This is a genomic window from Microbacterium awajiense (assembly GCF_039536545.1).
GTDB classification, from domain to species: domain Bacteria; phylum Actinomycetota; class Actinomycetes; order Actinomycetales; family Microbacteriaceae; genus Microbacterium; species Microbacterium awajiense.
Map to the genome: position 1 here is coordinate 57,887 of NZ_BAAAYU010000005.1, position 14,244 is coordinate 72,130.

Consider the following 14,244-nt stretch of genomic DNA (forward strand, 5'->3'; position numbering starts at 1 on the left):
GATCCTGTCCGCGATCTCGGCGAGAGTGTGATCATGCCGGACACCACCACCCGAGCCCTCTCGCTGCTCAACCTGCTACAGGCCCACCGACATTGGTCGGGCGCCGAGCTCGCAGCCCGCCTGAGCGTGACCGAGCGCACGGTACGCCGCGACGTCGAGCGCCTGCGCGAGCTCGGCTACCGGATCGAGTCGTCGCCGGGTGCGGCGGGCGGCTACCGCCTCGAGGCCGGCAGCGCGGTGCCGCCCCTGCTGCTCACCGACGAAGAGGCGGTCGCGATGGCGATCGGCCTGCGGCTCGCGGCATCCCAACGTCTGGTGACCGGCCCCGAGACCACGATCACCGCGCTCGCGAAGCTCGAGCAGGTGCTGCCGGCGCCGCTGCGTCGGCGGGTGAACGCGCTCGCCGAGACCGTGCAGCCGGCGGGGCTCAACGCGGGCGCAGCCGTATCGACCGAGGTGCTCGGCGAACTGGCGCTGGCCTGCCGTGACCACGAGCGCATCCGCTTCGCGTACACCTCCGCGACAGGCCAGACCACGCGGCGCCGGGTCGAACCGCACGCGCTCTCGCCCGCCGACCGGCACTGGTACCTGCTGTGCTGGGATCTCGACAAGGACGACTGGCGCACCTTCCGCGTCGACCGGCTCGCCGACGTCGAACACACGCGCGTCCTGTTCGAGCCGCGCCCGCTCACGTCCGACGAGATCGAGGAGTTCATCCTGGTCGCCCGCTCGTGGGTGCGCCAGCCGGTCGAGGCCGATGCCGTCATGGCGCTGCCGCTCGACCGGATGCAGGCCCTCTTCGGCCAGTGGGCGCAGGGCGCCACCGCCGAAGACGACGGGCATACGCGCTGGCCGGTGGGCGGGGCCGACTTCCGCGAGACGATGTACGGCCTGTCGTGGATCCCCGAGGGTGTCGCGTACACGACCGACCTCGCCGAGCCCGCGCGGTCCGAGCTGCGCGAGTGCGTCGAGCGGATGCTGCGCGCCCTGGACGCCGCTCCCCCGGCGCCGCGGCGCGCCGAGTCGTGTCCGCCCCTGTGAGTCGCCCCTGCTCACGGCGCAGACGCGTCGAACGGGCGTACGCTGGAAGTGGATGGCCGAGACCCCGTCGTCCGGCGCGACACGCTTCGTGCGCGCTGTCGATGACAGGAGGTCTCGAGATGACCGTCATTCCTTCCGGGCAGATCCGGTCGACGGTTCGCTCGACGACGCCCAAGACGCCCAACAGGTACACCGAGCTGTCGCGGCAGGTCATGGCGAGCGGGCTCATGCGCCGCCGGTACGGCTACTACTGGGCGAAGCTGATCGCCGCGCCGCTGGTGATCGCGGCGCTTCTGGCCGCCTTCGTCGTCGTCGGTGATTCGTGGTGGCAGCTGGTGACCGCCGCGGTGCTCGCCGTGGTGCTGACGCAGGTCGCGATGCTCGGCCACGATGCCGCGCATCGGCAGATCTTCCGCTCGGGACGGTGGAACGACTGGACCACCCTCGTGATCGGCAATCTGCTCGTCGGGATGAGCTACGGCTGGTGGCAGCACAAGCACACGCGACACCACGCCAATCCGAACAAGATCGGCAGCGACCCCGACATCGACCTGCCCGTGATCGCCTTCACACCCGAACAGGCTGATCGTCGGCGCGCCGGCCGCAGCGGTCCGCTGCGGTGGCTCATCGCCCATCAGGGTGTGCTGTTCTTCCCCATCCTGCTGCTCGAGGGCCTGTCGTTGCACGCGTCGAGCGTACGGCGGGTGTTCTCGCGCGAGCCGCTGCGGCGGCGTCCGGTCGAGATCGTGTTCCTCTCGGTCAGGATCGTCGGCTACCTCGCGTTCGTGTTCCTCGTGCTCTCACCCGGAATCGCCTTCGCGTTCCTCGGGGTGCAGCTCGGGCTGTTCGGTGTGTACATGGGCATGGCGTTCGCGCCGAATCACAAGGGGATGCCGCTCGTGCCGGCCGATGTGAAGGTCGACTTCCTCCGCCGTCAGGTGTTGATGAGCCGGAACATCCGGGGCAGCCGGCTGCTGGACACCGCCATGGGCGGGCTCAACTATCAGATCGAGCATCATCTGTTCCCGTCGATGCCGCGCCCGCACCTGCGCGAGGCATCCGGGATGATCTCGGCGTTCTGCCGCGAGCACGGGGTGGCCTATACCGAGACGGGGCTGTGGCAGTCGTACGGGATCGTGGTGCGCTACATCAACAGGGTCGGCCTGGGCGAGCGGGATCCGTTCGAGTGTCCGCTCCTCGTTCAGCGGGCAACCGTGTAGCACAGGCTTCGGCGTCCGCGGCGGCAGGGGTCACAGCTCGAGGCGGCCCGAGATGATGTCGGCCGCGACGTCGCTGATGCGCGTCTCGGTCGACCGCGCGCGCGTGCGGATGCGGGTGAAGGCCTCGTCCATGTCGATGTTCGAACGCTGCGCGAGATAGCCCTTCGCCTGTTCGATCACCACCCGGCTGTCGAGCGCGCGCTGCAGCTGAGCCTGGGCGAGTTCGGCCTCCTCGACCGAGCGCTGCTGCAGGATGCTGATGGTGGCGATGTCGGCGAGCGCCTGCGCCGCCGCGGCATCGGCCGCGTTGAGCGCCCCGGGTTCGTCGCGCAGCAGGTTCAGCGAGCCGAGCGTCGAGTCGCGCAGCCGCAGCGGGATCGCGTGGATCGACGAGAATCCCGATGCCCGGGCATCCGCGGCGAACGCCGGCCAGCGGTCGGCGATCTGGTCGATGTCGTCCACCGACACGACCTCGCCGGTCATCGCCGCTTCGACGCAGGGTCCGGCACCGACCCTCAGCTGCATGAGTTCGACCAGTTCGCTGCGCTCACTCGTCGAGACGATCACCTCGAGCTGACGGGTGGGGCTCAGCAGCAGGATCCCCGCCGCGGAGGCGTCGAACAGCACGATGCACTCGTCGACGAGCCGCTGGAGCACATCGACGACGTCGAAGTCGTCGACCAGTGAATCCGCGAGGGCCACGAAGGTCCCCAGCAGCTGATGTTCGCGGGAGGGCGCCATCATGCCGTCATCCTAGAGCCTCGCGTCGAGCCGTCGGGCGACGACGTCGGCGGCCACCTCGCGCACCGGCCGGCCCGATGCGTAGGCGTGGCCGCGCAGCAGAAGGAGCGCCTCATCGACGCCGATCCCGTTCCCGGCGGCGACCATTCCGGTGGCCTGGTGCACCTCGCGACGCGAGTATCGTCCCTCGTCCACCGCGCCGTCGGCGTCGTCGAGATCCCGCAGCGCCCGGCGCAGCAGGGTGCCCGAGACGAGCGACGCCAGCCTGCTGAGCCCCGCGGTGTCGGAGTCGGACAGTTCCCGCGCGGCCGGCGAGTACAGCGCGACGGATCCGATGCCGAGCGGTCCGACGAACAGGGGGAAGGCGTGCAGCGACCCCAGGTCGAGCTCTCGCAGGGCCTCCCACGCCGTCGGCCAGTGTGCCCCGTCGCCGACCTGCAGATCGGCGACGGCGACCGGCTGTCGGGTGCGCAGGGCCTCCCACGACGGGCCCTCTCCCAGATCGATCTGGATCTCGTCGATGCGCGCACCGAGCGTCGTGCTGGCGCAGACGGTCTGCGACCCCATCGGCGATCCGAGGGTGGAGATCACCGCCCCCGCCATCGCGACGGCGGCCCGCACCGGTGAGCACAGGTCGTCGCTTCCGCCGTGGACAAGCGCGGCAGCGGCGATCGAGAAGGCATCCCGGGGCGGATCACCACCGGCTGTCGTCCGCATCGGTCCCCCGCCGTTCACATCGGAATGGAGGGGCGCTGGGTCCGGGTGCCCTCAGCGCGAGCGTACACCCGGGGCGCGTCGACGGATCCTGCGTGAGCGGGATGCCGCTGCCCGTGCGCCGTGAGCGCCGGTCACCGCCGAACACCGGCTCGTCGACACTCCGGGGATTCAGCCCAGTCGCTCGCGGGCGAACTCCCCGAACTCCGCGAGCGCGGCGCGCGCAGACGGCAGCACGGCGCTCCACAGCGGGAACGCGTGGATCATGTGCGGGTAGACGTGCAGACGCACGTCGGCCTCGGCGACGGCAGCGGCGCGCACGAATCGCACCGAGTCGTCGAGCAGCGTCTCGTCGGAGCCGACCTGCACGAGCGTCGGCGGCAGGCCGGTGAGATCCGCGAACAGCGGCGACACCCGGGGATCGTCGCGCGCGATGTCGGCGGGCACGTACGCGGCCGCCAGCTCTTCGAGGTAGGCGCGGTGCAGCAGCGGATCGATCGCATCGTTGTCGTCCATCGATGCCCCCGACAGCGTCAGGTCGGTCCACGGCGAGGCGAGCCACAGCGCCGCAGGCTCGGGGCGACCCGCGCGGTGCAGCTCACGCCACAGCTCGAGCGACAGGTTCCCGCCTGCACTGTCGCCGCCTACGACGACCTGGTCGGCCGCGAACCCCTGGGACTCGAGCCAGTCCCACGCGGCCCGTGCGTCTTCGAGCGCCGCCGGGTACGGATGCTCGGGTGCCAGCCGATACTCGAGCGCCAGAGTCCGGATGCCGGCGGCACGGCCGGCCTCGGTGGCCATCGTGCGATGGCTGGCGATCGACCCCGAGCAGTAGCCGCCGCCGTGCAGGAACAGCAGCACCTGCGACGTGTCCGCGCCGGGCGCCCGCGACCACTCGGCGGGAACACCGCCGGTATCCACGGCCTCGACGGCGATGTCGTCGGCCACCGGCCAGGCGCCGCCGACCTCGACGATCCGTGCCCGCCGCTCGGCCCAGCCCACCGGACGCGGCTTCGACCCCAGCAGCCGGCGGACGATCTGGATGTCCGCAGACGCGCTCACGCCGCCAGAGTAGCGCGCCCGCGTGGTTTCGGCCCTGGTGGTCGCATGCCCGGTTCGCATCCGGTCGGAATCACCGCTTCGTGGGCCGGATGCGGCATCCTCGGCACGATTTCCCGGCTACGGGTCCTTTCTCCGGTCGTGGGCACGTGGGGCGATGTGCTCGCAGGCTACGCGGGCCCCGACACGACGACGCAGCGCCCGGGCGCATCAGCTCCCGCGCCGAGGCGGTCGATTGCCGTGTCCGGCAGGCCTCCGCCACACTGTCCTCGTGGATCCAGGTGCTCAGCATCCTCGGCCGCCGGCGCAGCGCGCACGTCCGCACCGGCGAGGAGTGACGGATGCCTGACGCCGACGCCGCGCCCGAGGTGCCGCTGCTGGCGACGAAGCTGCATCCGCCGCGGCGCCGCTCCGGTACGGTCCCGCGCCCACGACTCATCGAGCGACTCGACGCGCGACCCGACGCGCGCCTGGTGCTCGTCACCGCGCCCCCCGGATTCGGCAAGACGACCGCCGTCGCCGAGTGGCTCGACGCGCAGCATCCGGCATCCACTGTCGCGTGGGTCTCGCTCGACGACCGCGACGACGTGCCGCGCACGTTCTGGCGGTATGTGCTGGCAGCGCTCGCCGCGACGACCGCCCTCCCCCGGGCCGGCGCGGCGATCGCGCGCACGGACACGCCGATCGAGGACGTGCTGACCGTGCTGTGCAACGAAATAGCGGCTGCCCCGCGGCCGACCGTGCTCGTGCTCGACGATTTCCACGTGGTCGACGAGCGCAGCATCCTGGCGGGCATCGCGTTCCTGATCGACAGCGCGCCCCCGAACCTGCGGGTCGTCATCGCGAGCCGTTCCGACCCGGCGCTTCCCCTCGCCCGGCTGCGCGTCGCCGGCGACCTCGTCGAACTGCGCGCGGCCGATCTGCGGTTCGACCGCGATGAGGCCGCCGCGTACCTCGACGCCGAGACGGGCACGGCGCTCACCGACGCCGACGCCGGGGCCCTCTGGCAGCGCACCGAGGGGTGGATCGCCGCGATCCAGCTCGCCGCGATCTCGTTGCGCGGCCGCGACGACCCGACGGCGTTCGTCGCCGCCTTCGCGGGAGACGACCGGTATGTCGTCGACTACCTGGTCGAAGAGGTGCTGCGCGGCCAGCCCGAGGATCTGCGCACCGTGCTGCTCGAGACGTCGATCCTGTCGCGCTTCACCGCCGATCTCGTGCAGGCGGTCACCGGCATCGCCGACGGCGGAGCGGTGCTCGCGCGCCTGGATCGCGCGAACCTCTTCCTGGTGCCGCTCGACGACCAGCGGCGCTGGTACCGCTATCACCACCTGTTCGGCCAGATGCTGCGGGCGCGACTCGGTGTCGAGCAGCCCGAGCACCTCAGCGAGTTGCACACACGGGCGAGCGACTGGTTCGCGCACGCCGGATTCGCCGATGACGCGATTGCGCACGCCCTCGAGGCGGGGCTCACCGACCGCGCGGCCGCTCTTGTCCTCGCCGAGACACCGATCCTCAAGCGGCGACGTGACGAGGCGGTCCTGCTGCGCTGGCTCGAGCAGCTGCCCGCGCAGACCGTGAGAGCGGATGCCGCGCTCAGCCTCGAACTGGCCGGCGCCCGTCTCGCAGCGGGGCGCACCGACGGCGTCGACGAGCTGCTCGCGATCGCGGCGGCCGGTGCTCCCGCTGACGAGGTGCGGCGGATCGAAGGCGGCGTCGCCCTTTACCGAGCCGCGCGGGCGCTGACCGAACGCGACCTCGCTCGGGTCGAATCCCACGCGCGCCGCGCCGCTGCGAGCGCGGTCGACGACGACCTGCTGCGGGGCTCGGCGACCGGACTCCTCGCGCTCGCCGAGTGGAACCGCGGCGACCTCGCCGCCGCGACCACGTCCTGGACCTCCGCCATCGCCGACCTGCGCCGCGCGGGCCACGACGCCGACGCCCGCGGCGGAGCCATCGCCCTCACCGATCTGCTGGTCGCACAGGGGCGTCTCGGCGAAGCATCCACCGTCGCGCACGACGAGGGCCGCGCCGCGCTCGCGACCGATCCGCCCGGGCGGGGCGCCGCCGACATGCTCGTCGCGCTCACCTCGGTGCACCTCGAGCGCCACGAACCGGATGCCGCCCGGCGGCGCCTCGACGAGGCATCCGCCCTCGGGCCCGGCAACGGCCTGCCGCAGAACGCGCACCGGCTGCTCGTCGCGCGGGCGCGCCTGCATGCGGCCGAGCACGACCTCGACGCCGCACTCGAGCGGTGGGATGCCGCCGAGGCGGCCTTCACCGCCGACTTCTTCCCCGACCACCACCCGATCGCCGCGCAGCGGGCCCGGGCGCTCGTGCTCGCGGGACGGGTGCGGGATGCCGCCGACTGGGCCCGCGGCCGCGGCCTCACCGCCGACGCGGCCGACCTCGACTACCTCCACGAGTACGAGCACCTCGTGCTCGCCCGCATCCAGCTGGCCGAAGCCGACGCCGCCCGCGCCACCGGTGCAGCCGACGCTCCCGACGCCGTCGCGCACACCACACAGCTGCTCGAGCGCATCCGGGCTGACGCCGACACCGGCGGGCGCACCGGCACCGCGATCGAGGTGCGCATCCTGCTTGCCCGCGCCGCGCTGCTCGCCGGGCGCAGCGACGATGCCCTGACCGCGCTTCGCGAAGCCGTCGACGCCGCCGAACCCGGAGGGTTCGTGCAGGTCTTCGCCGACGAGGGCGCCACCCTCGCCAGGCCGCTCTCGGCGCTGGCCAAGCGGCAGCCCGGACGCGCGTTCCTGCGGCTGCTCGCCGACGCGGTCACAACCGCGCCCTCGGCCGCGGGCGGCGATGCCCTCGCGTCACCCCTGAGCGACCGCGAGCGCGACGTGCTGCGGCTGCTGCGCTCCGACCTCGGCGGCCCCGAGATCGCCCGGCACCTGTCGGTGTCGCTGAACACGGTCCGCAGCCACACCAAGAGCATCTACGCGAAGCTCGGCGTCACCTCGCGCCGCGCAGCCGTGACACGGGCCACCGAACTGGGGCTGCTCGCGCCGTGATTCACCACATGTGGTGATGTGCGCTCACCACACCGGTTTCTACCGTGCCGGTGTGAGATCAGCCGACGAACCCGCCACCCGGTACGCCATCCGCGTCGCCGCACGCCTCGACGACCACTGGGCGGAGTGGCTCGGCGGCCTGACCCTCACCGCCGAGAGCGGGGGAACCACGCTGCTGGTCGGCGCCCTTCCCGATCAGGCTGCCCTCCACGGCGTCCTGAGCCGACTCCGAGACAGCGGCATCCCGCTGATCTCGGTGACCACCGAAGACACAAGGAGCACATCATGACCCTCACCGCCCGCACCGGGGCATCCGTCACCCCGGGCACCACGCCGCGCCGCATCGCGGCCCTCGCCGGCGCGCTGTACCTCGTCACGTTCGTCAGTTCGATCCCGGCGTACGTGCTGATCCTGCCGATCCTCACCGATCCGAGCTACATCGTCAGCGGCGGCGCCGACGGCCAGGTGCTGTACGGCAGCGTGCTCGACCTGGTGAACGCACTGGCCTGCATCGGCACGGCCGTCGCGCTGTTCCCGCTGCTGCGGCACGTGCACGCATCCGCTGCGCTCGGGTTCGTCACGACGCGCCTGTTCGAGGCCGCGATCATCATCGTCGGCGTCTTGTCGCTGTTCACCGTCGTCTCGATGCGTCAGCCGGATGCCACAGGTGCCGAAGCCGAGACCCTCACCCTCATCGGAACCGCCCTGGTGACCCTGCGTGACTGGACGTTCGTGTTCGGCCCCGGCCTGATGCCCGCCTTCAACGCGCTGCTGCTCGGATTCCTGCTCTACCGCTCACGCCTGGTGCCCCGCATCATCCCGCTCGTGGGCCTGATCGGCGCCCCGCTGCTCGCCTCGTCGACCGTCGGCATCATGCTCGGCATCAACCACGAGGGCTCGATCTGGCAGACGGTCGCGACCGTGCCGATCTTCCTGTGGGAGCTGTCGGTCGGCCTGTGGATGCTGGTCAAGGGCTTCGACCGCCGCGCTGTGGCGGCGATCACCGAGAGCGCGGCGTGACCACACTCTCACGCACGCTCGTGACCGAGCGGCTGACGCTGCGACCGGGTACGGCGGCCGACGCCGACACCACCTGGGGCTATCGCCGGCTCGACTCGGTCAACGAGTGGCTCAGCGGCCCGCCCGCCGACCTCGACGGGTACCGCGAGACGTTCCGCGAGCCGACCCGGCTGGCCGAGACCGTCGTCGTCGAGCTCCTCCCCGAGCTCGGCGGCGGCCTCGTCGGCGACCTCATGCTGCGGGTCGGCGACGCGTGGGCGCAGACCCTGGTCGTCGAGCAGGCTCGAGGCCGCCAGGTCGAGCTCGGCTGGGCGCTCGATCCCGCCCACACCGGGCACGGATACGCCAGCGAGGCGGTGGCCGCGCTCATCGACTACTGCTTCGACGAGCTGGCCGTGCACCGGATCGTCGCCGAGTGCTTCCTCGCCAACGAGAGCTCGTGGCGGCTGATGGAACGGGTCGGGATGCGGCGCGAATCGCACACCCGCGACGACGCCCTGCACCGCTCGGGCCGCTGGCTCGACTCGGTCGGCTACGCCGTGCTGCGCCGTGAGCATCGCGCGCGGTGAGCGGCCGGTCCACACACAGCGGGCTCCCCCTGTGGCGGCAATCTTTTCCCACACGCCACTCCCGAACTCGGGACCTGTGTCCCGTGACACCGGGACACCTGTGCTGAGACGATGTGCGGATGACCCGAGTCGCCGCGAGCGCGGCACCCCGCGTCGCCACGAGCCGCGCTGCGACGATCGTCGCGATCACGGTCTCGGCCATCGCCGCCGTGGGTGCACTCGCCCTCGATCTGGCGGTGCTGCCGACGCACCCCGATCCGCCGGTGTCGTCGGGATGGTCGGGGGTGCTGCCGGGCGTCGCGATGCTGATCCCCGGATGCCTTCTGCTGTGGCGGCTGCCGTGGCATCCGATCGCCCTCGTGCTGACCGTGTTCGGCACGTTCTGGGTCGTCGACGGGCTCGCCGCGGCATCCGTGAACTACGCGTGGTTCCACGACCGAGACGCGTGGTGGGCGGTGCCGGCGTTCTGGTTCTTCAGCCGCTTCGGGTCGGTGCTGATCCTGCCGATCGTGCTGCTTCTGCTGCTGTTCCCCGACGGGCGGCTGCGCGGGGGCGTCTGGCGGTGGGTGTCGATCGTCGCGATCGCGCTCGGCCTCGTCATGCCGTTCGCGTTCCTGTTCGCGCCGAGCGCGGCGTTGAGCCTCGACAACGACGAGCGCACCGACCTCATGGGCGCGTTCGAACCGGGACTGGCGACGCTGCCGCTCCCCCTCGACGTGTGGGTCGGGCTGCTGCGTGCCGGCATCCCGTGTCTCGGGCTCGCCCTGCTGTTGGCCCTCGTCGTCTGCGTCAGCCGCCGTTTCGGCGCGTCGCCCGTCGAGCGGGCGCAGCTGCGCTGGCTGGTGTGGTCGGGGCTCATCTTCACCGCGACGCTGCTGTTCGTCTTCCCCGTCGTGCCGACGGCGGTGGTCGACCTGCTGCTCGCGCTCACGATCGGGCTGGTCAGCGCGTCGATCGTCATCGCCGTCACCCGCTACCGGCTGTACGCGATCGACCGGCTGCTGTCGTGGACGCTCGTGTACGCGCTGCTGATCGCCGGCATCGTGCTCGTCGACGTGCTCATCATCGTCGCCGTCGGCAGCGCGATCGACGACCGGGTCGCGATGCTGCTCGCCGTCGTCGCGGTCACGGTCGCCTACGCCCCGGTGCGCGGCAAGCTGTTCGCCGTCGCGAGTCGCCTCGTCAGCGGGCGCCGCGGCGACCCGTACGCGGTGGTGTCGTCACTCGGCGACCGTCTCGACCGCGCACCCGACGCGCAGGCGCAGCTCGACGAGGTCGCCGCCGCGATCGCCGAGGCGTTCGGTTCGCGCAGCGTGCGCGTCGAGCTCGACCGGCCGAGCGGCGAGCCCATGGTCGCCGTGCACGGCACTCCGATGTCGGATGCCGCAGAGGTGCCGATCGACCACAGCGGCGAGGTCATCGGCCGCATCTTCATCGAGGCCGGGCGGCGACCGCTCGTGTCGACGCGCGACCAGCGGCTGCTGAGCGATCTGGTGCGGCTGGCCGCGGCATCCCTGCGCAGCGCCGAGCTGGGGCGCGAGCTGCAGGCGATCCGCGAGCGCCTCGTGCTCGCGCGCGAAGAGGAGCGGTCGCGCCTGCGCCGCGAGCTGCACGACGGACTCGGCCCGCTGCTGGCCGGAGTGAAGCTGCGGCTCGAGACCGCGCGCAACCTCGCCGAGCGCGACCCCGCCCGCTCGCTCGCCCTCGTCGACGCGGCGATCGCCGACCAGTCCGAGGTGATCGACGAGATCCGCCGCATCGTGCACGACCTGCGCCCGCCCGCCCTCGACGACCTCGGACTGCGCGGCGCGCTCGAGCAGCAGGCCGCGCGGCTGACCGGCGGCGGACTCACCGTCACTGTCACGGCCGAGGTGCCGCCCGACCTGCCACCCGCCGTCGAGGTCGCCGCCTTTCGCATCGCGTCGGAGGCACTCACCAACGCGCACCGCCACTCCGGCGCACGCCGCGTCGCCGTCGACGTCGGCTGCGACGAGCGGATGCTGCGCCTCGAGGTGCGCGACGACGGCACCGGGGTCGACCCCGCCGCCACGCCTGGCGTCGGGCTGCGCTCGCAGCGTGAGCGGGCCGCCGAACTCGGCGGCACCCTCGAGGTCGTGGCGGCCGAGGGCGGTGGCACCATCGTGCGGGCCGCGTTGCCGTTCGCCCGCACCCCGTCTGCAGAAAGCCGTGAAGGCCGCGAAGCCGAGGAGGTCGCCGTCGATGTCGGATGAACCGATCCGGGTGGTGCTCGTCGACGACCACCCCGTCTACCGCGACGGCCTGTCGATGCTGCTGGATTCCATGGACGGCGTCGAGGTCGTCGCGACCGCCGCCGACGGCGCCGAGGCGATCGAGGTCGTCGAGGGGGCCGATGCCGAGGTCGTCGTGATGGACGTGCAGATGCCGCGACTCGACGGCCTCGCCGCCACGCGCGAGCTCGTGGCGCGGCATCCGCATCTCGCCGTCGTGATCCTGACGATGTCGGAGGACGACGAGACCGTCTTCGCCGCGATGCGCGCCGGAGCCCGCGGATACCTCGTGAAGGGCGCGAGCCAGCACCAGATCCGGGCGGCGATCACCGCTGTCGCGGGGGGCGAGCTGGTCTTCGGCGCGGCGATCGCGCGTCGGGTGGCCGAGTTCTTCGCCGCCGGGCCGGCGACCGCGCCCGCCGCCGAGGTGTTCCCGCAGCTGACGGCTCGCGAGCGCGAGATCCTCGATCTGCTGGCCGCCGGAAGGCCGAACCCGCAGATCGCGCAGGCGCTGTTCCTGTCGCCCAAGACGGTGCGCAACAACGTGTCGAACATCTTCGCCAAGCTGCAGGTCGCCGACCGCGCCGAGGCGATCGTGCGCGCCCGCGACGCCGGGCTCGGGCGGGCCTGAGAGTCCCGAGGCCGGACGGGACGCACGACGGGACAACCACGGGACTCCGCTCCCTGGGGGCCCGGGTCGCCCGGCCGGGAATCTGGGATCACCAACCCAGACCGCCCCGAAAGGCACTCTCATGGATCTCTTCGTTCCCACCGCCGCCGTGGCCGAGGCCGCCGAGAACGCGTCCGCGCGTTCGTCGCGCACGCTCGACCTCGGCCCGGTCCGCCCCAACCGCCTGCAGCGCATCGGCGGCGTCGCGCTTCTCGCGGCCCCGCTGCTGTTCACCGGCGGAATGCTCACCTCGCCCGAGCAGACGTCGCCCGGCGACGCCGGCTACATCGAGTCGCTCGCCGCCGACCCGGCGCTGAGCCTCGTCTCCGCCAACCTGCTGCACTACGGCTGGGTCGCCCTCGCGTTCGGCGCGATCGCGACGCTCGGCCTGCTGCGCGGCACGCGCGGCCGGGTGTTCCTGCCGATCGCCGCGATGATCCTCGCGTTCGGCGCCGTGCAGATGTCGGGTCTGCTGCTGTCGGACTGGTTCCTCGTGAGCGCCGGCAACACGCTCACGATCGACCAGGCGGTGGCGATGGATGCCGCGGCCAAAGAGTGGTCGGTCGCGATCTGGCAGTACTCCGGCATGGTCGGCGGCATCCTGGGCATCGGGCTCGTCTCGCTCGCCCTGGCTCGCGCGAAGGCCATCTCGTGGTGGATCGCCCCGTTGGGCTTCCTGCCCTGGATCGTGCCGGCCTTCGGCCTCGGCCCCGTCGGCGCTCTGCTCGGCCTCGTCTGCTACGCCCCGCTCCTCGTGGCGGGGGTGCGGCTGGTGTCGTCTCGCTGAGCGGATGCTTGGAGCCGCTGTGCGGCCCCGCGACTTCGGTCGCGGGGCCGCTTCCGCGTTGGCTCGCCGGTGACCTTCTGGTGATCGAGTAGGTCGCGCAGCCCCCTGCGCGCGATCGAGTAGGTCGCCCAGCGACCCCTACGGGTGATCGAGTAGCTCGCGACGCGACCCCCTCGCGGGCGATCGAGTAGGTCGCGAAGCGACCGTATCGAGATCCCCCACGCCGTCACACGCCGTCTCACAGCGACTCCGTCGGTCACGCACGGCGTGTCCGTCGGAGGGTCGGGTTAGCGTGTTCTCATCGCGGCGATCCGGGCGGTCCCGGGCTCCGGCTCATATCCGGCAGCGTTGCGGGTTCGACTCCCGCCGTCGCGTCCACCTCGCCTCAGCCCTGGCCGTTCCCATCGACGTCACCCCGGAGTCGCGGAAGCAGACGCACCAGGTGCCCGCCGTCGGTGTGCTCGATCTCGGCGAGATCGGAGTGATCCTCCACGAAGCCCGAGAACCGCGCGTCAGCGGGACGCGGCCGGGCTCCGCGACGATGTCGTCGCCTTCGGGTTCCGCAGGCGACGCGACCGTCGTGGATGCCTTCGTGCGATCATCCTCGATCTCTTCGTGCTCGGCCGGGCCGGGCACCGACACCCGGGTGGAACTCTCGCACGCTCGCGGCAGATAGATGCTCGTGGGCCCGCCCGTCCCGATCCCGATCACGTGCTTGCCGAGTCGTCGGCAGCGCCGCGCGAGGGGTGCGAAGTCAGAGTCGGCCGACACGAAGACCACGTGCGTGAGGTGGGCCTGGCTGACGACGTCTTCGACGGCGTCGATCGCGAGGCGGATGTCGGCGGCGTTCTTGCGGTTCGTCACACGGACCATCTGGACCAGCTCGACCGCGTGGAGCCCGAGCTCCTGCCCGTAGCCCGACGTGAACGGTGATGTCCAGTCGGCGTAAGCGCGCTTGAGGGTGACGGTGCCGAACGACGTGGCGAAGTCGACGAACGGCGTGACGGCGACGCGCGCGCGAGCGATGCGTTCGACAACCTCGGGATCCGGGGTTCGGCCGTCCTTCGTGGCATCCCAGTCGCGGGTCGTCTGCGCCTGACCGAAGATCTTGCGGTATTGGCTGGACATCTGGGTGGAGGACG

Annotated in this window: 13 protein-coding genes and 1 tRNA gene; 10 read left to right on the forward strand and 4 right to left on the reverse strand. The window is 71.9% G+C overall.

The features are described from left to right. The first annotated feature begins 33 nt into the window (after nucleotides 1-33). Together ABD663_RS07115 and ABD663_RS07120 are read left to right on the forward strand one after the other, a co-directional pair. Nucleotides 34-1,041, forward strand: a complete 1,008-nt coding sequence (locus ABD663_RS07115; RefSeq protein ID WP_344737276.1) for a helix-turn-helix transcriptional regulator — start codon at nucleotides 34-36, stop codon at nucleotides 1,039-1,041. 119 nt (nucleotides 1,042-1,160) lie between these two features. Further along, complete coding sequence (locus ABD663_RS07120; RefSeq protein WP_344737277.1) at nucleotides 1,161-2,261, forward strand: fatty acid desaturase family protein; 1,101 nt, start codon at nucleotides 1,161-1,163, stop codon at nucleotides 2,259-2,261. Nucleotides 2,262-2,291: 30 nt separating this feature from the next. On the opposite strand, the gene ABD663_RS07125 is transcribed toward ABD663_RS07120, so the two are convergent. From ABD663_RS07125 to ABD663_RS07135, 3 genes are all read right to left on the reverse strand, one after another. Then, on the reverse strand, nucleotides 2,292-3,005 hold the full coding sequence (locus tag ABD663_RS07125; protein ID WP_344737278.1) for a GAF and ANTAR domain-containing protein: 714 nt from the start codon (nucleotides 3,003-3,005) through the stop codon (nucleotides 2,292-2,294). A 9-nt stretch (nucleotides 3,006-3,014) separates the two neighbouring features. Continuing rightward, the gene (locus tag ABD663_RS07130; RefSeq protein ID WP_344737279.1) at nucleotides 3,015-3,719 is read right to left on the reverse strand and encodes a GAF and ANTAR domain-containing protein; all 705 of its coding nucleotides are present in this window, start codon (nucleotides 3,717-3,719) and stop codon (nucleotides 3,015-3,017) included. A gap of 168 nt (nucleotides 3,720-3,887) precedes the next feature. Continuing rightward, a complete protein-coding gene (locus tag ABD663_RS07135; RefSeq protein WP_344737280.1) occupies nucleotides 3,888-4,778 on the reverse strand; it encodes an alpha/beta hydrolase in 891 nt (296 codons plus the stop codon). 338 nt (nucleotides 4,779-5,116) lie between these two features. Between ABD663_RS07135 and ABD663_RS07140 the strand changes: the two genes are divergently transcribed. The 8 genes from ABD663_RS07140 to ABD663_RS07175 all read left to right on the forward strand — a co-directional run bounded on the left by ABD663_RS07140 (nucleotide 5,117) and on the right by ABD663_RS07175 (nucleotide 13,480). After that, nucleotides 5,117-7,807, forward strand: a complete 2,691-nt coding sequence (locus ABD663_RS07140) for a winged helix-turn-helix domain-containing protein (RefSeq protein ID WP_344737281.1) — start codon at nucleotides 5,117-5,119, stop codon at nucleotides 7,805-7,807. A 52-nt stretch (nucleotides 7,808-7,859) separates the two neighbouring features. Then, nucleotides 7,860-8,096 carry a hypothetical protein gene (locus ABD663_RS07145; RefSeq protein WP_344737282.1) on the forward strand — a complete coding sequence of 79 codons (237 nt, stop codon included), beginning with the start codon at nucleotides 7,860-7,862 and terminating at the stop codon, nucleotides 8,094-8,096. Beyond that, nucleotides 8,093-8,827: a DUF4386 domain-containing protein gene (locus tag ABD663_RS07150; protein WP_344737283.1), complete on the forward strand. Its 735-nt coding sequence runs from the start codon at nucleotides 8,093-8,095 to the stop codon at nucleotides 8,825-8,827. Before ABD663_RS07145 ends, ABD663_RS07150 begins: the two co-directional genes overlap by 4 nt. Beyond that, nucleotides 8,824-9,396 (forward strand): GNAT family N-acetyltransferase, encoded by a 573-nt coding sequence (locus tag ABD663_RS07155; protein WP_344737284.1) that lies wholly within the window; start codon nucleotides 8,824-8,826, stop codon nucleotides 9,394-9,396. The genes ABD663_RS07150 and ABD663_RS07155 overlap by 4 nt, the downstream gene beginning before the upstream one ends. A gap of 119 nt (nucleotides 9,397-9,515) precedes the next feature. Then, entirely contained in the window at nucleotides 9,516-11,627 is a 2,112-nt protein-coding gene (locus ABD663_RS07160; protein WP_344737285.1) for a sensor histidine kinase, read from the forward strand. Continuing rightward, a complete protein-coding gene (locus ABD663_RS07165) occupies nucleotides 11,617-12,276 on the forward strand; it encodes a response regulator transcription factor (protein ID WP_344737286.1) in 660 nt (219 codons plus the stop codon). Before ABD663_RS07160 ends, ABD663_RS07165 begins: the two co-directional genes overlap by 11 nt. Before the next feature lie 121 nt (nucleotides 12,277-12,397). After that, nucleotides 12,398-13,102, forward strand: a complete 705-nt coding sequence (locus ABD663_RS07170) for a hypothetical protein (RefSeq protein ID WP_344737287.1) — start codon at nucleotides 12,398-12,400, stop codon at nucleotides 13,100-13,102. Between the two features lie 302 nt (nucleotides 13,103-13,404). Then, nucleotides 13,405-13,480: transfer RNA gene (locus tag ABD663_RS07175), tRNA-Met, on the forward strand. On the opposite strand, the gene ABD663_RS15620 is transcribed toward ABD663_RS07175, so the two are convergent. Further along, nucleotides 13,436-14,230, reverse strand: coding sequence for an NYN domain-containing protein (locus ABD663_RS15620; protein ID WP_425561791.1), 795 nt, complete (start codon nucleotides 14,228-14,230; stop codon nucleotides 13,436-13,438). The two genes, ABD663_RS07175 and ABD663_RS15620, sit on opposite strands and share 45 nt — an antisense overlap. Nucleotides 14,231-14,244: the final 14 nt, after the last annotated feature.